This window comes from Vreelandella sp. DA03-1M (assembly GCF_055725665.1).
This window is the reverse complement of sequence record NZ_CM146798.1, coordinates 3822377-3841060: the sequence shown is the minus strand read 5'-3', so window position 1 is coordinate 3841060 and position 18684 is coordinate 3822377. Positions and strand designations below refer to the sequence as shown.

Annotated in this window: 15 protein-coding genes; 7 read left to right on the top strand and 8 right to left on the bottom strand. The window is 56.2% G+C overall.

The genetic code is table 11. From position 1 onward, the window contains the following. Positions 1–29: 29 nt before the first annotated feature. Positions 30–701 carry a Gfo/Idh/MocA family protein gene (locus ACXUPB_RS17920; RefSeq protein WP_472953758.1) on the bottom strand — a complete coding sequence of 224 codons (672 nt, stop codon included), beginning with the start codon at positions 699–701 and terminating at the stop codon, positions 30–32. Between the two features lie 255 nt (positions 702–956). On the opposite strand from ACXUPB_RS17920, the gene ACXUPB_RS17915 reads away from it, so the two are divergent. Further along, positions 957–1964, top strand: coding sequence for a LacI family DNA-binding transcriptional regulator (locus ACXUPB_RS17915; RefSeq protein WP_035561417.1), 1008 nt, complete (start codon positions 957–959; stop codon positions 1962–1964). 650 nt (positions 1965–2614) lie between these two features. Here ACXUPB_RS17915 and ACXUPB_RS17910 read toward each other — a convergent pair. Then, entirely contained in the window at positions 2615–3691 is a 1077-nt protein-coding gene (locus tag ACXUPB_RS17910) for a TRAP transporter substrate-binding protein (RefSeq protein ID WP_339934135.1), read from the bottom strand. A gap of 302 nt (positions 3692–3993) precedes the next feature. Here ACXUPB_RS17910 and ACXUPB_RS17905 point away from each other — a divergent pair, with 302 nt between their 5' ends. The 4 genes from ACXUPB_RS17905 to ACXUPB_RS17890 all read left to right on the top strand — a co-directional run bounded on the left by ACXUPB_RS17905 (position 3994) and on the right by ACXUPB_RS17890 (position 8612). After that, positions 3994–5796 carry an IlvD/Edd family dehydratase gene (locus ACXUPB_RS17905; RefSeq protein ID WP_472953756.1) on the top strand — a complete coding sequence of 601 codons (1803 nt, stop codon included), beginning with the start codon at positions 3994–3996 and terminating at the stop codon, positions 5794–5796. Between the two features lie 17 nt (positions 5797–5813). After that, entirely contained in the window at positions 5814–6761 is a 948-nt protein-coding gene (locus ACXUPB_RS17900) for a DMT family transporter (protein WP_179916921.1), read from the top strand. Between the two features lie 31 nt (positions 6762–6792). Further along, complete coding sequence (locus ACXUPB_RS17895; protein ID WP_008959424.1) at positions 6793–7563, top strand: FadR/GntR family transcriptional regulator; 771 nt, start codon at positions 6793–6795, stop codon at positions 7561–7563. Between the two features lie 107 nt (positions 7564–7670). After that, positions 7671–8612, top strand: coding sequence for a Gfo/Idh/MocA family protein (locus ACXUPB_RS17890; RefSeq protein ID WP_472953753.1), 942 nt, complete (start codon positions 7671–7673; stop codon positions 8610–8612). Positions 8613–8631: 19 nt separating this feature from the next. Here the strand turns inward: ACXUPB_RS17890 and ACXUPB_RS17885 are convergent, their stop codons facing one another. The 5 genes from ACXUPB_RS17885 to ACXUPB_RS17865 all read right to left on the bottom strand — a co-directional run bounded on the left by ACXUPB_RS17885 (position 8632) and on the right by ACXUPB_RS17865 (position 14329). Continuing rightward, the gene (locus ACXUPB_RS17885; protein WP_472953752.1) at positions 8632–10206 is read right to left on the bottom strand and encodes an aldehyde dehydrogenase (NADP(+)); all 1575 of its coding nucleotides are present in this window, start codon (positions 10204–10206) and stop codon (positions 8632–8634) included. A 72-nt stretch (positions 10207–10278) separates the two neighbouring features. Continuing rightward, on the bottom strand, positions 10279–11265 hold the full coding sequence (gene araD1, locus ACXUPB_RS17880) for an AraD1 family protein (protein ID WP_335596743.1): 987 nt from the start codon (positions 11263–11265) through the stop codon (positions 10279–10281). Positions 11266–11299: 34 nt separating this feature from the next. Further along, positions 11300–12601: a TRAP transporter large permease gene (locus ACXUPB_RS17875; protein ID WP_472953750.1), complete on the bottom strand. Its 1302-nt coding sequence runs from the start codon at positions 12599–12601 to the stop codon at positions 11300–11302. Then, a complete protein-coding gene (locus tag ACXUPB_RS17870) occupies positions 12601–13212 on the bottom strand; it encodes a TRAP transporter small permease subunit (protein ID WP_472953747.1) in 612 nt (203 codons plus the stop codon). Before ACXUPB_RS17870 ends, ACXUPB_RS17875 begins: the two co-directional genes overlap by 1 nt. A gap of 97 nt (positions 13213–13309) precedes the next feature. Further along, a complete protein-coding gene (locus tag ACXUPB_RS17865; protein ID WP_472953746.1) occupies positions 13310–14329 on the bottom strand; it encodes a TRAP transporter substrate-binding protein in 1020 nt (339 codons plus the stop codon). A 226-nt stretch (positions 14330–14555) separates the two neighbouring features. Here ACXUPB_RS17865 and ACXUPB_RS17860 point away from each other — a divergent pair, with 226 nt between their 5' ends. After that, entirely contained in the window at positions 14556–16301 is a 1746-nt protein-coding gene (locus ACXUPB_RS17860) for an IlvD/Edd family dehydratase (protein ID WP_472953744.1), read from the top strand. On the opposite strand, the gene ACXUPB_RS17855 is transcribed toward ACXUPB_RS17860, so the two are convergent. Further along, a complete protein-coding gene (locus tag ACXUPB_RS17855) occupies positions 16298–17524 on the bottom strand; it encodes an ROK family protein (RefSeq protein WP_472953743.1) in 1227 nt (408 codons plus the stop codon). The genes ACXUPB_RS17860 and ACXUPB_RS17855 overlap by 4 nt on opposite strands. 353 nt (positions 17525–17877) lie before the next feature. Here ACXUPB_RS17855 and ACXUPB_RS17850 point away from each other — a divergent pair, with 353 nt between their 5' ends. Further along, positions 17878–18648: an SDR family NAD(P)-dependent oxidoreductase gene (locus tag ACXUPB_RS17850; protein ID WP_472953742.1), complete on the top strand. Its 771-nt coding sequence runs from the start codon at positions 17878–17880 to the stop codon at positions 18646–18648. Positions 18649–18684 lie beyond the last annotated feature (36 nt).

Below are 18684 nucleotides of genomic sequence, written 5' to 3'. Positions count from 1 at the left end.
TGGTGTAAGGCCCTGAAACGTTAACACTTTCAGCCGCTTTCTTTTATACCCTGTGAGAAATCCGGGCTAGTGACACTTGTCACTTCTTTAGGATCACCAAACAGAAAGCGCAGTACATCTAAGTGATGTACGCTCATATTGGCTAAAGTTAAGCGATCATAATCGTGTAAAAAACCTTGCCAATGAGGAATTGCATGCATATTGATTTGGGCAAATACAGGATCTCCCAAAGCGTGATTACTGAGGAGCTGATGAAGAACTCTTATTGACTGGTCATAGCGCATGTTCTGATTCACCGACAAAATTTTGTCGGAAGCGGCGGCTTCGTCGCGCAATGAGCGAGCTTCAACCAGAGTAAATGCAAGCGGCTTTTGTACCAAAATGGCCTTGATATGACGCGCCTTCAGTGCGGCACGAATAAGGGCTGGCTGCTGATCCGGAGGATAGGCGATATCGACAATGTCTACCGTATCGTCGGCGATTAAAGCCTCTGGAGTAGTGTGTACAATGGGGATTGACCATCTGTTTGCTACTTCCTGGGCGTGCGCATAGGTACGTGAGGCAATCGCTGTTACAGGAAAGCCTGCCTCGGCATAAGCTGCAAGATGGCACTCGGACATGATCATGCCTGCGCCAATACACCCAATACGATATTTGCGAACTCTAATATCGGCATCTGGCTTGAAAACGATGTCATTCATTCCCGACCTCTTCTTGTTTTATATCCTATTCGCCATCCGCTTTTGTCAGCGCCAACGAGTATTATTGTTTCGCGTACTTTATGTTTGATTAATAATGAGGTTATCTCAAACGCCTTTTTCCATCTTTATCCATCATTTTTAATCATTTTTGGCATTTTTTTATTTTGGCTATCGTTTTTAAGCGAAAGATATTTAAAAAGATGTTTTTTGAGGGGTGTTAGGTGTTGCGTCAGTAAAAATCGAGGAGGGTAGGGCGTGAGAACCACTGTCAGCCAAATTGCGAAAGTCGCAGGCCTGTCCACGGCCACAGTAGACCGAGTGTTAAACAATCGCTTAGGAGTCAAGGTCCGCACTCGGGAAATCGTTATGCATACAGCTTCTCAGCTGGGTTATTTTGGGCCGATTGAGGCGGATACACCTGCAGATATCCGTATGGACTTTATGCTGCCTGCTGGCAACAACACGTTTATGGTTTTGCTACGTAAATTTATTCTTGAGGAGGCACATAGTTACGGTGGAGTAAGCCCCAACCTCCATCTTTATGAGGGGCTAGAACCCGATAAGCTGTCCGCTAAACTGTTGGCTTTGGAGGGCAGTACCGATGCAATCGCGGTAGTGGTACCTGATCACCCCGCGGTGCGTGAAGCGATCAACAGACTGGCTGCCCGGGGCATTCATGTAGGAACCTTTGTCTCAGATTTACCATTGGTGGAGAAAGTCGGTTATGTGGGTATCGACAACCGTGCCGCTGGCCGTTTGGCTGGCTTACTGCTGGGACGTTTTCTCAAAGACGATCGTAATCACAATGTAGCGGTTTTCATCGGCTCTGCCTCCTACCGTGGTCATGAAGAGAGAGAAATGGGGTTTCGCGCCATTCTGGCCCAAGAGCATCCAAATTTGCGGATATCACATACTATTCAAGTTAACGATGATCGAGACCGAGCGTACGAAGAAACGCGCCAGCTTCTACAAAGTGATCCCCCAGGCGCTATCTATAACATCGGCTCCGGCAATCAAGGCATTAGCCGCGCACTACAAGAAAGCGGTGCTAGTAAAAATATCGTTTTCATTGCCCATGACCTGACTGAAGCGACTAAGATGATGTTACTGGACCGGACCCTTGATGCCATCATCGATCAGAACCCTAGGGTAGAAGCGCGTGAGATCATCAAGCTGCTTTCCTCTGCGGTTCGCGGCTCAAGAGAGCCCGAGTACCCGCCACGATTGCAAGTGGTATTCAGGGAAAATATACCACCTGTTTGAGCCGGTACGAATGCAGGTATTCAAGATCAGAGGTTAATTTGTTGTAGCGGCAATAGACAAATTCTGAAAGAAGTGGATACGTTCGGAACTACAAACCAGCTGCTACGTCGCGAGATGAGTGCGTTTTGCTGCCAAGCGGGATATTGCTTCGGCATTATCAGGGCGTTTGTAATCGGCGGCGTACATTGTTTTTCAATGCTAATCCCAACCGTCCCAGGGCTTTCCATATCGTAATCAGGCTTATCTGGCCAACATGATCCGGTCACGCAGTCCTGTCCATAAGCTTGCCCAAGAGCATAAAAATCAGCCAAATAAACAGTATACGCACGAATTTATTGGCTTAGGGCACTACATTATTGAACAGGGCGCGACCGATCACATTGGCCAACATCAGGGTAATGAGCTCTGCTAGCAGGGCCGCAATAATGTGTTATATGGCAAGTATTGACTATCAAATGCCGAGCCACTGTGTTGTTCAGTACCGAGTTGCTGCGGTTGGTGATGAAAATCGTAGAGCAAAGCAACCGTGTTAGTGGGCATAGCCATGATTACACTGCAAGTATGAGTAAAGAACAGGCAAGAGGTGTTTACCTCTTGCCTGTTCCTGTAAGCAAATGTTAAGCAGCAGAAAGCCTAACAGTGATACGTCACTACTCAGTCATTGTCGATTCAGCAATCTCTTGGAATTCAGCTACGAGATCTTCGCCAATGCGCGGTGCCCACTCTTCGTAAACAGGCTGCACGGCTTCCTGGAAAGCGGCAATCTGCTCGTCATTAAGACGGGTGATTTGCATACCACGTTCCGCAAGCTGCTCGCGCGCCCAGTCGTCGTACTCGCTGGAGAGTTGGATTTCGTAATCGGCAGCCTGCAGCGCGGCTTCCTGAACCAGTTCCTGATATTCAGGGTCGAGTTCGTCCCAAGTACGCTGAGAGATCATTTTAATGAAGGGCGTATAGACGTGGCGGGTTTCGGAGCCATAATCCTGCACTTCATGGAAATTGGACGTCAGAATGGTGCTCCAGGGGTTTTCCTGGCCATCCACTACGCCCTGCTCCATGGCAGAGAACAGTTCACCAAATGCCATGGGGGTGGGGTTGGCGCCCAGCGCTTCCCAAATGGCTAAGTGTACCGGGTTTTCCATGGTACGAATTGACAAGCCGCGAACATCTAGACCCGCCACATCTTCTGGCGAAGTGACTTCCCGGGCGCTATTGGAGAGCTGGCGGAAACCATTTTCAGAGAACGCCAGCGCTTTCAAGCCGGTGCCATCGAACGCGTCGAGCATCTCCTGGGCAGCATCGCTGCGCATGGCCTTAACTGCCGCTTCACGGGTGGGCAGCAAGAACGGTAGGTCGAAAACCGCCAGTTCTTCCACATAGCCCGTGGCGGGAGAAGATGAAGGATAGGTCATATCCAGCGTGCCGGTCTGCAGCATTTCCATCATCTGCACGTCATCGCCAAGCTGGCTATTAGGGAAAATATTGACGGTAATCCGCCCTTCACTGCGCTCGTCAAGAATATCCGCAAAGTACTGGCTGGAAATATACTGTGGCGAACTTTCAGCTAACCCAAGCCCCATGCGTAATGTGACGCTACCGTGGTCACCTACGGTGTCACCCTCAATCTCCGGCGGGTCGGATAAATCGGGTGTTTGCGCGTAAACCATGCCTGAGCTGAGCAGCGTCGCGCCGGTCACTAACAGAGTGCGCTTCCAAAGATGATGCATAATCGTCATTCTCCTGGCGTGCTGTAGGCCGCTTTACTAAGGGAGTCTTCTAAGCGAGCTACAGCGTGGTGGCTGTTGTTGTTGTCTGGCAGCGGCGCTGGCTTTAACGTGTCAGCACCGCAACCCTTAGGTGAATGTGTAACGTTTTTCGTATATGTTCAACATATACTTTTGTATGTATCGACGCCGCAGTAAAGAAAGCGTACCTTCGTGGCAATCTTTCTTTTGTTTATAAGAACGGTTTATAAAAACCGTTCTTACGACCGTTCTTACAACCTTTACTTTAGGCGTGGAGTGTCCCCATGGCCAATTTTCAACGCATAACGCCTGAGCAGCTGCGTTCACGCTACTGGTTCGATAACCCTGATCACCCCGGTACGACGGCGCTGTGCATTGAGCGCTATCTCAATTACGGCATCACGCTGGATGAGTTGACCAGCGGTAAACCGATTATTGGTATTTGCCAGTCAGGCTCGGATTTAACCCCGTGTAACCGCCACCATATTGATTTGGTCAAGCGGGTTAAAGACGGCATCCGCGCCGCAGGCGGCGTGCCGTTTGAGTTTCCCATGCACCCGATTCATGAGAATGTTCGGCGGCCCACTGCGGCGTTAGATCGTAACCTCGCCTATTTGGGCATCGTCGAAGTGCTGCACGGCTACCCGTTAGACGGCGTGGTATTGACCACCGGCTGTGATAAAACCACCCCAGCGGCCCTTATGGCAGCGGCAACGGTGAATATTCCCGCGATAGTGCTTTCCGGCGGGCCGATGCTCAACGGCTGGCGCGGCGCCGAGCGGGTGGGCTCGGGCACCATCATCTGGGAGTTACGCAAGCGCCTGGCAGCGGGTGATATCGACTACGCCGAGTTCCTGTCCCGCGCTAGTGACTCGGCACCCTCGATAGGCCACTGCAATACCATGGGCACCGCCTCCACCATGAACTCCATGGCGGAAGTGCTGGGCATGAGCCTGCCGGGCTCGGCGGTGATTCCCGCGCCTTATAAAGAGCGCGCGATGGTGGCCTACGACACCGGAACGCGGATCGTCGATATGGTATGGGAGGATCTGCGCCCGCTGGATATCCTGACACGCGAAGCATTCGAGAACGCTATTGTGGCGTGTTCCGCACTGGGCGGCTCTTCAAACGCACCGGTACACATCAATGCAATTGCCCGCCATGCGGGTATCGAGATTAATAATGATGACTGGCAGCGCCTGGGTCATGAAATCCCGTTGCTGGCCAATGTTATGCCTGCTGGCGCTTTCCTATGCGAAGAGTTCTATCGTGCTGGCGGCGTTCCCGCGATTCTCCACGAGTTACAAACGGCGGGTAAGCTGCACAGCGATGCGCTGACGGTGAATGGCCGCTCGATAGGCGATAACCTACAGGGTCGCGAAACCCAGGATATCGACGTGATTTGCCGTTATAACGATCCACTGGTGAATCATGCAGGCTTCCTCAATCTCAAGGGCAATCTGTTCGACTCGGCGTTGATGAAAACCAGTGTGATCTCCCGAGATTTCCGCGAGCGCTTCCTGAATGATCCCAACGACCCGGAAGCCTTTGAAGGCAAGGTCGTGGTATTTGACGGCTCGGAGGATTACCACGCCCGCATTGATGACCCAGCGCTGAACATTGATTCACGCACCATTCTGGTGATGCGCGGAGCAGGCCCCGTAGGCCATCCCGGCGGTGCCGAGGTCGTCAATATGCAGCCGCCAGAGGCGCTGATCAAACAGGGCATCGAATCGCTACCGTGCCTGGGCGATGGTCGTCAGTCAGGCACCTCTGGTTCGCCGTCGATTCTTAATGCCTCCCCAGAAGCTGCTACGGGTGGTGGGTTGGCGCTGCTGGAGAGCGGCGACCGGCTGCGGGTTGATCTCAAGCGTGGTGAGGTACAGCTTTTGATTGAAGCCAGTGAGCTGGAAGCTCGCCGCGAGCGCTTAGCTCAGCAGGGTGGCTACCGCTACCCCGGCCACCAGACTCCTTGGCAGGAAATCCAACGCAGTATGGTCGAGCCGCTGGATCGCGGGATGACCCTGGAGCCCGCCACCAAGTATCGCGATGTCGCGCGTCGGCATCCGCCTAGAGACAATCACTAAAGGAATCGTTACCACACATGAGTCGTTGGAGTACCTTTTCGCATCGTCAGCAGGGGCTGCTGTTGACCGGCGGCGGCGCGATAATCATGGCGCCGGATGCCTTGCTGATCAAGGTAGCTGACCTACCCGATGCGGAAATACTGATGTGGCGCGGTTTTCTCTCCGGGCTGGGTTTTCTGCTGATTGCCTTGGCGCGCTATGGCCGAGGCACGCTGGCAGCCTACCGTCGCTGTGGTTGGACCGGCATCGCCGTGGCGCTGCTGTTCAGCCTGACCACCTGTGGCTTCGTGCTGGGCAACCAGTACACCAAGGCAGGCAACGTGCTGATGATATTGGCCAGTTCGCCGATTATCGCCGCCGTTCTCTCCTGGATTATTCTCAAGGAGCGTTTGCCCAGGCGTACTTGGCTGGCGATTTGTCTCTGCATGGTCGGTATTGCGATGATCGCGCTGGACGATGCGGGCGCAGGCTCGTGGGTGGGGAACGCGTTTGCCTTGATGGCAGCGACCACCCTGGCGATTAATTTCACGCTTTGCCGCACGCGACCGGGCGTCGATATGAGTCCGATGCTGGTATTTAACGGACTTGTCGTCGGTAGCGTTGCGGGAATTTTTTGGCTGACAGGGAGCGAATCAATCACACTGCCTAGTAGCAACCAGCTCGCCGTCGTGATCCTGCTATGTCTGATTATCGTGCCCTGCGGGGTGACGCTGCTGCAGCGCGGGCCGCTCTATCTACCCTCTGCGGAAGTTGGCCTACTGCTATTGCTTGAAGTGGTGGTGGGGACGCTATTAGCCTGGTGGATTATAGGTGAACAACCCGCGCCGATCGCTATGGTCGGTGGCGTTCTGGTACTGGGCACACTGAGTGCGAAGGGCCTTTATGAACGGCGACTTGAACTAAGAATGCGCGCCGGATTTGAACCCGCTTCACCGATAACAGTAGATCGGTCAAGTACGTTATGATGGGCAGGAATCGAAATAGGGTCTTAACGTAGTGACGTCATCTCTCAGCAAGCCAGCTGCTCGCCCCAGTATCGCCGAATACCTCGCCGAGGAGATCTTCGGCGGGCGCTATCACCCCGGCGACCTTGTACCGCGTGAAATGGATCTATGCGAACGCTTTGCGATCAATCGCTCAGCGGTGCGTAGCGACCTGCGCCAACTGGTGGAGGCGGGCATTATCGAGCGTATCTCTGGACACGGCTCCAAAGTGCGCGAGTATTCAGAGTGGCATATTCTCGACGCTCAGGTGACCGACTGGCTGACCCGCTACGCCGCCCCCAATCCGGAAATACAGCGCGAAATCCTCGCCTTTCGTTTGGATGTAGAACCCTATGTGGCGATGACCGCCGCCAAGCGCGCCAAGGCGCGGGATCTGGTGGCCATCGAAGAAGCCTTTGAAGGGTTAGGGCAGAACCTGCGCAACGCTACCTGCGAAGAGGAGCGGCGGCTGCATAGCGAGTGCGATGTTGCCTTCCATGAGGCGATCTTCAAAGCGACCCACAATATTGTTTGGGCGCAGCTATCGCATATCCTGCGGCCCTCTATCTTTATGCTGGTATCCATGTCCAATGAGAATGCCGTTGACCCCGATGAAAGCCTGGAGCGTCATCGTCAGCTGATGGAGAGCATTCGCCTGCGCCGTCCCCGCGAAGCATTTTTAGCGGCTCAGGCTGTATTGGCGGGCACCGCCGCTGCGTTGGGCTTAGAGCACAGCGCCAGCTCACTGGGCCGCAGTGTCGAGTTGCCTCATAACACGCATTGACCCTGACCCCTCTTAGCCACTTTCAGTTAAGCGATTTTGGGTTCGTTTCTTCCTTTAAAGCGATTCTTCCTTTAAAACGATTTTTCCCTTAAAACAAAGGCAAGCGTATGTCTGACTTCAGCTCTGGCTTTAAGCTCGGCCTGGTGGGCGTGGGCAAGATTGTTCGCGACCAACATCTACCGGCAAGCGCCGCTACTCCAAACTGCCACCTTGTTGCCACGGCAGACCCCCACGCCTCACTGCCGGATCTACCCGCTTATCAAGGCCTGGAGGCGATGCTTGACGCACATCCTGACATTACCGCCGTCGCCATTTGTACGCCAACGCATTTGCGCTATTCACAGGCGCGAGCAGCGTTGATGCGCGGTAAACACGTACTGCTGGAAAAACCGCCAGGGGCGACGTTAAGTGAAGTAGAGGACTTAATTGCCTGCGCTAAGCAACAAGGCGTCAGCCTGTTCGCGGCTTGGCACTCGCGCTTTGCGCCCGGCGTAGCGCACGCACAGCAGTGGTTAGCCGACCGTCAGGTGCAGCGGGTTGAGATCGAGTGGAAGGAGGATGTGCGGGTGTGGCATCCGGGTCAGGCATGGATCTGGCAGCCTGGTGGCATGGGCGTGTTTGATCCCGGTATTAACGCGCTGTCGATTGCGACCGAAATCCTACCTCAACCGTTTTTTCTGCAACAAGCGCGGCTGCTAGTGCCGAGCAATGCGCAAACGCCGATTGCGGCGGAGCTCTCCTTTACAGACCCTGAAGGCGCAGCCATTGCGGCAGCCTTTGACTTTCGTCAGAGCGGTCCGCCCACCTGGGATATGCATGTCGAGAGTAGTGATGGCAGTCGCTTGAGTCTTACCCAAGGCGGCTGCTGCTTGATGATTGACGGCGAGCTCGTGGTGGAAGCCGAAGAGCGCGAGTACCAAGGCCTCTACGCACGTTTTGCTGAGCTAATCGCAAGCAGGCGCAGCGAGGTGGATGTTGCCCCGCTGCGCCAAGTCGCCGATGCGTTTCTATACGGTCATCGAGAAACCACCGACGCCTTCATTGAGTAACGTCTTGAGTGACGCTGGTTTATTCACGCTTACCATCGACCAAGCGTGATACGCCAGCCGGGTTACCATCACGAATCGCCTCAGGCAGTAGGCCTTCCGGCAGCGCCTGGTAGCACACCGGGCGCAGGAAGCGGAAGATCGCCGCGCTGCCCACCGAGGTGGTGCGTGAATCTGACGTCGCCGGATAAGGGCCGCCGTGTACCATGGCGTGGCATACTTCTACGCCCGTCGGCCAGCCATTGGCCAGAATGCGTCCCGCCTTGCGCTCTAGCGTCGGCAGCAGTTGCTTGGCAGTCGCCAAGTCACCGTCATCCATCTGCAGCGTAATGGTGAGCTGGCCTTCCAACTGAGCCGCCACACGTGCTACTTCCTGAGCATCGGCACAGGCGATGACCAGTGATGTGGAACCGAACACCTCTTCTTGTAACGCCGGGTCACTCAGGAACGCCTCCGCCTGGGTAACGAATAGGCCCGCTTGGCAGGGGTGAGCTGTCTCACCGGCCTGGCCGCGCGCCACTTCGGTTACTTTAGCATGGCTTGCGAGGCGACCTACGCCCTGCTGATAGGCGTCATGAATGCCCGGCGTCAGCATGGTTTGGCCTGCGCTACCCTTAACGGCTTCACCGGCCGCCGCAACAAAAGCATCCAGCTCAGGGCCTTCCACCGCAATGACCAGCCCAGGGTTGGTGCAGAACTGCCCAGCGCCCATGTTGAGCGAGCCGACAAACCCTTCGGCAATCGCTTTACCGCGCGCCTTGAGTGCTTCGGGCAGCAGGAATACCGGGTTGATCGAACTCATTTCGGCGTAGACAGGGATCGGCTGTGGCCGCGCTTGGGCCGTGGCCATCAATGCCGTGCCACCGCTGCGTGAACCGGTAAAGCCAACGGCTTGAATACGCGGGTCAGCGACCAGTGCCTGACCGATCTCGCGGCCCGAGCCAAACAGCAGCGAGAAAACGCCCTCAGGGAGTTCGCATTTGGCCACGGCGCGCTGAATGGCGCGGCCTACCAGCTCGGAAGTGCCGGGGTGGGCAGAGTGACCTTTAACCACGACCGGGCAGCCAGCCGCCAGCGCGGAGGCGGTATCGCCACCGGCCACACTGAAGGCAAGCGGGAAGTTGCTGGCGCCAAACACCGCCACCGGGCCTAGCCCTATATGGCGCTGACGCAAGTCGGCGCGGGGCAGCGGCTCACGGTCGGGCATGGCCGGATCGATACGCACATCCAGCCACTCTCCGGCGCGTACTACCGAGGCGAACAGACGAAGCTGGCCACAGGTACGGCCACGTTCGCCTTCTATACGCGGGCGGGGCAGGCCGGTTTCGGCCATGGCGCGCTCAACCAGCTCATCACCGATCCCTTCGATTTCAGCGGCAATCGTCTCAAGAAACGTTGCCCGCGCCTCTAGGCCGGTTTCGCGATAGCTATCAAACGCTGCCTCGGCTAATGCACAGGCCTGTTCGACTTCGGCTTTGCTGCCGCCGGGGTAGGCGGGGCTTAGCGTTTCGCCGGTGGCGGGATTAACGGCTTGAATGTCAGCCTGTTGGCCGCTAACGGCCTGCTGACCAATCAGTAGTTTGCCTTCCAAATTCATATAACCTCCTGCTGGTGCTAAAAAATGGTATTAAAGCGGTTGTGTTAAAAAGACTGTGTTACAAAGACTGAGTTAAAGCGATTGAACGGTAACCGCCGGTGCGTCTGCCTCCACCTGAAGCGGATTGCGCAGAGCCCGGCCAAACTCGTTAATATGGATCTCAAAGCGGTCGCCTTCGCGTACTTTGATGTTGTCAGCAAAGCTTAGCGTAGCAGTGCCGAAAAAATGTACGTGGATATCGCCAGGGCGCCGGAAACCTGGGTACTTAAAGTGATGGTATTCAAGGTTGGCCAGGCTGTGAGCCATGTTGGCCTCGCCGGTCAAAAAAGGCTTTTCCCATACGGTCTCGCCGTTGCGTTGAATCGAGCTAGAGCCTTCTAAATGGGCTGGCAGCTCGCCAATCAACAGCTCGGGCCCAAAGCTGCAGGCGCGTAGCTTGGAGTGAGCCAGCCATAAATAATTGAAGCGCTCGGTGACATGGTCAGAAAACTCGTTGCCCAGCGCGTACCCGACTCTCCAGGGTAGACCGTCCTTGCCAATCACGTAAAGGCCTGCCAGTTCGGGCTCTTCGCCAGCATCTTGCGCGAACGCTGGCGACGGGATCGCTGCTTCCGGTGCTACCACACACTGGCCATCACCTTTGTAGAACCACTCCGGTTGCGCGCCGATCTCGCCCGCGTTGGGTTTGCCGCCTTCCACTCCTAGCTTAAACATACGCATGGAGTCGGTTAGGTCTTCTTCCGCGGCTTGGGCTTTTGCGTGCATTGCCGAGCGGGTGTCGGCACTGCCCAGGTGGGTGAGGCCAGTGCCGGTCACCAAACAGTGCGCTGGATCGGAATGGGTCAATGGCGGCAGCAGGTGCTTATCGTCTACTAACGCTTGGTAATCCAAACGCGTGTCGGTCAGCGCGGCGGTCACTGAGTCACTAAGTGACTGACCCGCGTTAATAGCTCGATTGGCGAGCGTATAGGTGTCGCAGTCGAGCAGCCTAACTTGCTGTTCACTCTCTACCAGCGCGGCGCGAACCTGGCCTTGGTAGTCACACTGAATCAGTCGCATAGTGATCTCCTTATGAAACCTATTGTAGTCGTTATCAAAGCGGCCAGATGGCGAGTTGCGGCCACATCAATAGCGCCGCGAGTACACACAGCTGAATAGCCATAAAGGGCAGTACGGATAGGTAAATATCCTTCAGGCTGATATCCGGGGGTGCCACGCTTTTAAGGTAGAAAGCGGCGGGCCCGAAGGGCGGTGACAGGAACGACACCTGCATATTGACGGCGAACAGAATGCCAAACCAGATCGGGTCGAAACCGAGCTGAATAACGATGGGCAGAAAGATTGGCAGGGCCAGCATGGCAATCCCGATCCAATCGAGGAATAGCCCTAGCACCAGCATAATCGCCATCATTACCAGGATAATCACAATCGGCGCTACATCAAGCCCCAGAATCAAGCTTGAGACAAAGCGATTGCCCCCCATCAGGTTATAGACCCCCACCAGAGCGGCGGCGCCGATGCCGATCCAGATGATCATGCCGCAGGTATTCATGGTTTGGCCGAGGCTGTGATGCAGCATGCCTGGGGTGAATTCGCCGCGAATAATGGTGGCAAGCAGTACACCGAAGACGCCCATGGCCGCTGCTTCAGTAACCGAGGCGACCCCACCATAAATAGTGCCTAGCACCAAAAAGGCAATCAGCGCAGGCAGCAAAATGGCTTTCGCCGCATCCAGCTTGGTGGCGAAGGGGTTATCTTGAGCATTTTTATCCAACGGCGGCCCTAGGGCTGGATTTTTTAAGCAGCGCACCAGAACATAGGCAATATAAGAGCCCATCAGAATCACCGCTGGCGTCACGGCCGCGGCGAACAGGTCGGCAATCGATACGCTGGCGATCAGGCCGTAGATAATTAGTACGATTGAGGGCGGCATCATGGTGCCCAGGGCGCCACCGGCACACACTACCCCGATGGAGAGATGCTTGTCATAGCCGAGACGCAGCATTTGCGGCAACGCCAAAATCCCCAGCAGTACGATTTCACCGCCGATAATGCCCGAGAGTGCAGCCAGGAAAAACGCCACGACGATGGTTTGCACAGCAACGCCGCCCGGCAAGCGGCCAGCGAAAACGCGCATGGCGTTGAACAGATCTTTAGCGATGCCGGATCGATCCAGCAGCGATGCCATCAAAACGAACATGGGCACCGCTACCAGCGAATACTCGGTGATAAAACCATAGACGCGGCTGGTAACTAGCGGCAGCGCCGCTTCGCCGAACCAGCCGAAGGTGAACGCCATCGCCACCAAGCCGGTAATGAACGCCAGCGGCAGACCGGTGACCAGCAGCGCGAAAATTGCCCCTACCATGAGGATCGTTGCGGTTGAGATATCCATCAGCGAGGCTCCTCAGTGGTGGTGTCGGGCTTCGCCTTAAGCGATTGCCACAGGTGCAGGGTGGCCTGGAGGGTCATCAATGCCAGGGCAAATAGAATCATGCCCTTCACCATGGCGGGAAAGGGCGGATTCCAAGAGGTGCCGGAGCGCTCCAGCGACCATTCGCCAAGCGGGTTATGCGACGCTCCCCAGAACATATGAAAAGCGGCGTAGCTCATTGACAGGCAGAAAATCAGGGTGAGCAGGTCGTTGAAGCGGTCCATCCAGCACTTCAAGCGTGGCCCGGCGCTGTCGTAGAGCACTTTGACGCGGATATGACTATTGCGCGCCATGGCCGCTGGTCCGCCCAGCACAAAGATGACGGCGATTAGAAACACCACGGTTTCGTGCACCCACGAGGTCGGGTTGTTAAAGCCGTAACGCATAAAGACTTCGACGACGCTGATACCCATTGCCACCAGCACCAACCAGGAAACAGCGTGGCCGCCACGTGCGATCAATCGATCAAGCGCATTACGTTCAGGAGATGCCTCCTCCACCGCTTCGAGGATCTCAGGGAGATCCTGTGTGTCCGGCGAAGAGGGTTGATTGTCAGGCGTTTTTTGAGACATGGCGCGACTCTACGCGCATCGCTCGGGATGTTTCCCGAGCGATGCGTTGGTTAAGTTAATGAGGCAGAGTTGAGAGCAGAGAATTGAGAACAGGGCGTTAGAGCAGATTGCGCGAGCGCAAAAAGGCGGTCGCCGAGTCATAGACTTTCTGGGTCATCTCATTTTCACCCGCCCACTCTTTCCACTCTTGCTCAGCTGCCGTGCGGAATTTCTGACGCTCTTCTTCGGGCAAGTTGAAGGGATGAACGTCTGGGTCATCCTGAAGCCGCTGCAGGGTCTCAATATCCTGCTCTTTGAGGCGCGCAATCAGGTCATACGCCATGCCATCAAAGGCAGTATTTAGAGTCGTTTGTAGCTCCTCGGACAGACCATCCCAGATGTCCTTGTTAATCGAGACAGCGATCATCGGCATGGAGTGAAAGCCAGGGTAAAGCGGGTAAGGGGCGAAGGCGTGCAGGCCCATGGCGTCGTTATTGGAGAGCACCGTGGAGTCCGCGGCGTCGATCACACCTTTTTCCAAGCCGGTATACACTTCAGAGCCCGGCAGATTGACGGGCGTGGCGCCAATGCGCTCGAAGATGTTGTAGACCATCCCTTGTGGAGCGCGGATTTTTAGCCCTTCAAAATCAGCGATGGATTCGATAGGTACCGTGGAGGGTACTGACTCCAGCGGAAAGGTCGCTGCGCTGATCAAATGCGCGCCATAAGGTTCAACTAGTTCGTTGTACAGCTCTTCGCCGCCGCCGTACTTCATGTACTCCAAGAAGTCGTAGGGATTCTGCCAAGCGCCAACAAGGTTGCCGAGCATGCCGAACGCGGGATCCTGGCCAGAGAAGTAACTGGGGTCGGTCATATGGCCCTGCAGAATACCGGCACTGACCGCCGAGAGCGTTTCGGTGGGGCCAACCACGGCGTTAATCGGCATTACCTCAATCTCAACACGGCCATCGGTCATTGCTGTGATCTTATTAGCCCACTCCTGTTTGATCTTAAAGCTGGGCTCGCCCGAGGTTTCTGACGCCTGAAATTTCCACTCGTACTCGGCCGCCTGAGCCGTTGAAAGGCCGAGCAGCAGCGCTGAGCCAGTGAGTAGCAAACTGTATTTCGATGTGAGCATGGCACTATTCCTCAAGATTCTTGTTGTGGAGAAAGTGGAGGTGAACGGGGTCAGCGACCCATATGGAAGGAGTAATGTTGAACATTAAGAGCAATTGTTCAACATATACTTTTGTATGGTCGACTATCTTGTGAAGGTGGTTTAGTGTCGTGCAAATTCAAAACAGCCATCGACACATACCACTAGGCCGTCAGCTGTCACCGAACTAAAACAAGGAGTTAACTTCATGGGCCAACGTCAACGTCCACTACGCAGCGCTGAATGGTTTGGTACGGCTGATAAAAACGGCTTTATGTACCGCAGTTGGATGAAAAACCAGGGCATTCCCGACCATGAGTTTCAGGGCAAGCCGATTATCGGCATTTGCAACACCTGGTCGGAGCTGACTCCCTGCAATGCGCACTTTCGCAAGTTGGCGGAGCACGTGAAGAAAGGCGTGCTGGAGGCGGGCGGCTACCCGGTGGAGTTCCCGGTGTTCTCCAACGGCGAATCCAACCTGCGCCCCACGGCGATGTTCACCCGCAACCTGGCCAGCATGGACGTGGAAGAGGCGATTCGCGGCAACCCCATCGATGCGGTAGTGCTGCTGGTGGGCTGCGACAAGACGACTCCTGCACTGCTGATGGGCGCGGCGAGTTGTGATATTCCCACCATCGTGGTTACCGGCGGGCCGATGCTCAACGGCAAGCACAAGGGCAAGGATATCGGCTCCGGCACCGTGGTGTGGAAGCTCTCCGAGCAGGTCAAAGCAGGCGAAATATCGCTGCACGACTTTATGGCCGCCGAGGCGGGTATGTCCCGTTCTGCGGGCACCTGCAACACCATGGGTACTGCCTCCACCATGGCCTGCATGGCCGAAGCGCTGGGCACTTCGCTGCCCCACAATGCGGCGATTCCCGCGGTCGATTCTCGCCGCTACGTGCTCGCCCATTTGTCAGGCAATCGGATTGTCGAAATGGTCAATGAAGATCTGCGGCTCTCCAAGATCCTCACCAAGGAAGCCTTCGACAACGCCATCCGTACCAACGCGGCGATTGGCGGCTCCACCAACGCGGTGATTCACCTCAAGGCGATTGCTGGGCGTATTGGTGTGGATCTGACCCTGGACGACTGGAGCCGGGTGGGGCGCGGTACCCCTACGGTGGTGGATCTGCAGCCTTCCGGACGCTTTCTGATGGAGGAGTTCTACTACGCCGGTGGCCTGCCAGCGGTGCTCAAGCGCCTGGGTGAAGCTGACCGACTGCCGTTCAAGGACGCCTTAACCGTCAACGGCAAAACGCTTTGGGAGAACGTTCAGGACGCCCCGCTGTATAACGACGAAGTGATCCGCAAGTTGGATAACCCGCTCACCGCGGACGGCGGCATCTGCGTGGTGCGCGGCAACCTCGCCCCCAATGGTGCCGTGCTCAAGCCCTCGGCGGCCACCGCCGAACTCATGCAGCATCGCGGCCGTGCGGTGGTGTTTGAAGACTTCGACGACTACAAGGCGCGCATCAACGACCCGGACTTGGACGTGGAGGCCAACGACATTCTGGTCATGAAACACTGCGGCCCGCGGGGGTATCACGGCATGGCGGAGGTGGGCAATATGGGCCTGCCGCCCAAGATCCTCGCCCAGGGGATTACCGATATGGTGCGTATTTCGGATGCCCGCATGAGCGGCACCGCCTACGGCACCGTGGTCTTGCACGTGGCACCTGAAGCCGCCGCCGGTGGCCCGCTGGCCGCGGTACGTAACGGCGACTGGATCGAGCTCGACTGCGAAAGCGGCCGACTGCATCTGGAGGTCAGTGACGAAGAGCTGGCCTCGCGCTTAGCCGAAAGCGACCCCACCGCCGCCTCGACGCTGATCGCCAGCCAGGGCGGTTATCGTCAGCTGTATATCGAACATGTGCTGCAGGCCGACGAAGGCTGCGACTTCGACTTCCTGGTGGGGTGCCGCGGGTCTGATGTACCGCGTCATTCGCATTAACTGACGGCGCTGGCCTGACTCTCCGATAGCGTCTGGGCATCGGTAGCGTGTAGCGCCATGGCGATGCCGCCCATGCAGGTCATGTCGCGACCCCAGGCGCAGCTTTCGATGCGGGTGGTGCCTCTCAGTTCGGCCACCAGGGCTTCATCAATGGCGTGATGCATGGTGGCCTGCATGGCTTCAAAACCACGCACGCCGGAACCGGTAATCAACACTAGATCGGGGTTAAACAGCGCCAGCACATTGGCGATACCGATACCCAGCGCCCGGCCTGCTTCGGCATAGATGCGTTGCGCCGCAGGGTCGCCGTTCAACGCCAGCTGGGTCAGCGCCTGCATCTGTTGTTCGGAGGGGTGGGCGCTGTCGCCAGAGGGGAGGTTTAAATGGTCGGCGGCGGCGCGGTAGAGCGCGTAGTCGCTGGCATAAGCTTCAATGCAGCCTCGTCGGCCGCAGGCGCACAAGGCGCCATCCGGTTGGTATTTGCTATGTCCAAACTCCGCCGCTGAGCCATTGGCGCCCAGATAAGGCACGCCGTTAATCAGCACCGACATCCCGATGCCGTAGCCCAGCATTATGACCACCAGGTTGGGGCAGTCTGCGTAGGCGGGCTGTGCCGCCAGTACGCTGGCGATGCAGTTGGCATCGTTTTCCAGCAGCACGCTGCAGTGAAAACGCTCGGCAAGACGTGCCGATATTGGCGCGTTACGAAAGCTTAAAGCGGGGGACCAGATAATCGTACCGCTTTGCGACGAGACTACCCCCTGCACTGCCAAACATATCCCCGCCAAGCGTTGAAATCCCTTTAGCTGTTGCGCGCAAACAGCGTTGACCATGTTGTCCAGCAGTGCTTCCAGGTCGTCGGTGCTCAGCGTCAGGGTGGGCACCGCGTGGTGCTCGCTATGGCGTACCTGGCCTGAAAAATCGCCCACCACCAGTTGGATTTCATTAATCGATAGCTTGATGCATACCACGCAGGCTGCTTGCGGGTTGAGCTCAACCAGCGTTTTGGGCCGTCCCCGCCCGGAGGGGCGGGGTGTTTCGGGTGGGCGTTCAGTGATCAGGCCCTGCTGGAGCAGCTCAGCGCTGATGGAGGTCACCGTTGCTGAGCTGATGCCATTCAGCGCACCCAGGTCAACACGCGCAACCGGACCTTGGTCTCGCAGGGTCCGAATGACCGCCAGAGTGTTGTCATGGCGGCTGGTATCAGTCGACGGAAGAGCCATAAAAAAATGCCGTTATATTTCGAGTTGAGAAAAACACAAAATGCGACCTAAGTTGCATATGCAGGTATTTATTTTAAGGGTTAAAGTAAATCAAGCATTACCCTAAAGCAATCGATGTTAATAAGACCCCTAGCCCAATAACAACAGACATTATCAGGTGGTCCTATGCTGTTATCCGCGCGCAAACTTTGCTGCTCATTTGGTGTAACCCAAGTGTTATTCGACTTTGTTCTCGACCGGTAAGCGGGCGATGTGCACGCGTGCCAGCTTCGTCCGCAGCCGGTAAGCAAGTGAGTGGATATCTAATACACGGTTAAAACACGCTTATAAAGAAGAAAGAGGTGAGAAAAGATATGAATCAGCACTCAGCGCGCTATACAAGCCTTGAAAAGCGTGTGGTCTTTATTACCGGCGGCGGCAGCGGCATTGGCGCCTCGCTTACCCGAGCCTTTCACCTTCAGGGCGCGCGGGTGGTGTTTGTCGATATTAACGATGAGGCCAGCGAGGCGCTGGTCGATGAGCTCCGCGCCGAGACTGGTGAAGCGCCGTGCTATCACCACTGTGATATTCGCGACGTGGAAAGCCTACAGCAAGTTATCGCTGAGACTGGCCAGAATATCGGGCCGATTTATGCACTGGTGAACAATGCCGCCAACGATGACCGCCACTCTTGGCGGGATGTGGATGTTGCCTATTGGGATGAGCGTATGTCGCTCAACCTGCGCCCGATGTTCTTTGCCGCCCAGGCGGCGGCGGAACAGATGATTAAAGCGGGCGGGGGGTCGATCATTAATTTTGGTTCGGTCAGCGTGCAGATGGCGTTAGGTGGTTTGCCCGCTTATGTCACCGCCAAAGCGGCGGCGCACGGCCTGACCCGCAGCCTGGCCCGGGAGTTGGGTGAGCACAATATCCGCGTTAATACCGTGGTGCCTGGCTCGGTAATAACCGAACGCCAGCTCGAAAAATGGATTAGCCCCGGCGACGAAGTCGCCATCCAACAACGCCAGTGCCTAAAAATGCGCCTTGAACCCCAGCATGTTGCCCCTGCGGTGCTGTTCTTAGCCAGTGCCGAAAGCCAGGCCATCACCGCCCAGGAGTTGGCGGTGGACGCGGGCTGGGCTTGAGGAATGACTCAACAACAAGCTTTAAAATAACATTAG

Coding starts and splice junctions, on each gene's coding strand:
- ACXUPB_RS17920 (WP_472953758.1), bottom strand. CDS start 701: ATGAATGACATCGTTTTCAAGCCAGATGCCGATATTAGAGTTCGCAAA.
- ACXUPB_RS17910 (WP_339934135.1), bottom strand. CDS start 3,691: ATGCATCATCTTTGGAAGCGCACTCTGTTAGTGACCGGCGCGACGCTG.
- ACXUPB_RS17905 (WP_472953756.1), top strand. CDS start 3,994: ATGGCCAATTTTCAACGCATAACGCCTGAGCAGCTGCGTTCACGCTAC.
- ACXUPB_RS17900 (WP_179916921.1), top strand. CDS start 5,814: ATGAGTCGTTGGAGTACCTTTTCGCATCGTCAGCAGGGGCTGCTGTTG.
- ACXUPB_RS17890 (WP_472953753.1), top strand. CDS start 7,671: ATGTCTGACTTCAGCTCTGGCTTTAAGCTCGGCCTGGTGGGCGTGGGC.
- ACXUPB_RS17885 (WP_472953752.1), bottom strand. CDS start 10,206: ATGAATTTGGAAGGCAAACTACTGATTGGTCAGCAGGCCGTTAGCGGC.
- araD1 (WP_335596743.1), bottom strand. CDS start 11,265: ATGCGACTGATTCAGTGTGACTACCAAGGCCAGGTTCGCGCCGCGCTG.
- ACXUPB_RS17875 (WP_472953750.1), bottom strand. CDS start 12,601: ATGGATATCTCAACCGCAACGATCCTCATGGTAGGGGCAATTTTCGCG.
- ACXUPB_RS17870 (WP_472953747.1), bottom strand. CDS start 13,212: ATGTCTCAAAAAACGCCTGACAATCAACCCTCTTCGCCGGACACACAG.
- ACXUPB_RS17865 (WP_472953746.1), bottom strand. CDS start 14,329: ATGCTCACATCGAAATACAGTTTGCTACTCACTGGCTCAGCGCTGCTG.
- ACXUPB_RS17860 (WP_472953744.1), top strand. CDS start 14,556: ATGGGCCAACGTCAACGTCCACTACGCAGCGCTGAATGGTTTGGTACG.
- ACXUPB_RS17855 (WP_472953743.1), bottom strand. CDS start 17,524: ATGGCTCTTCCGTCGACTGATACCAGCCGCCATGACAACACTCTGGCG.
- ACXUPB_RS17850 (WP_472953742.1), top strand. CDS start 17,878: ATGAATCAGCACTCAGCGCGCTATACAAGCCTTGAAAAGCGTGTGGTC.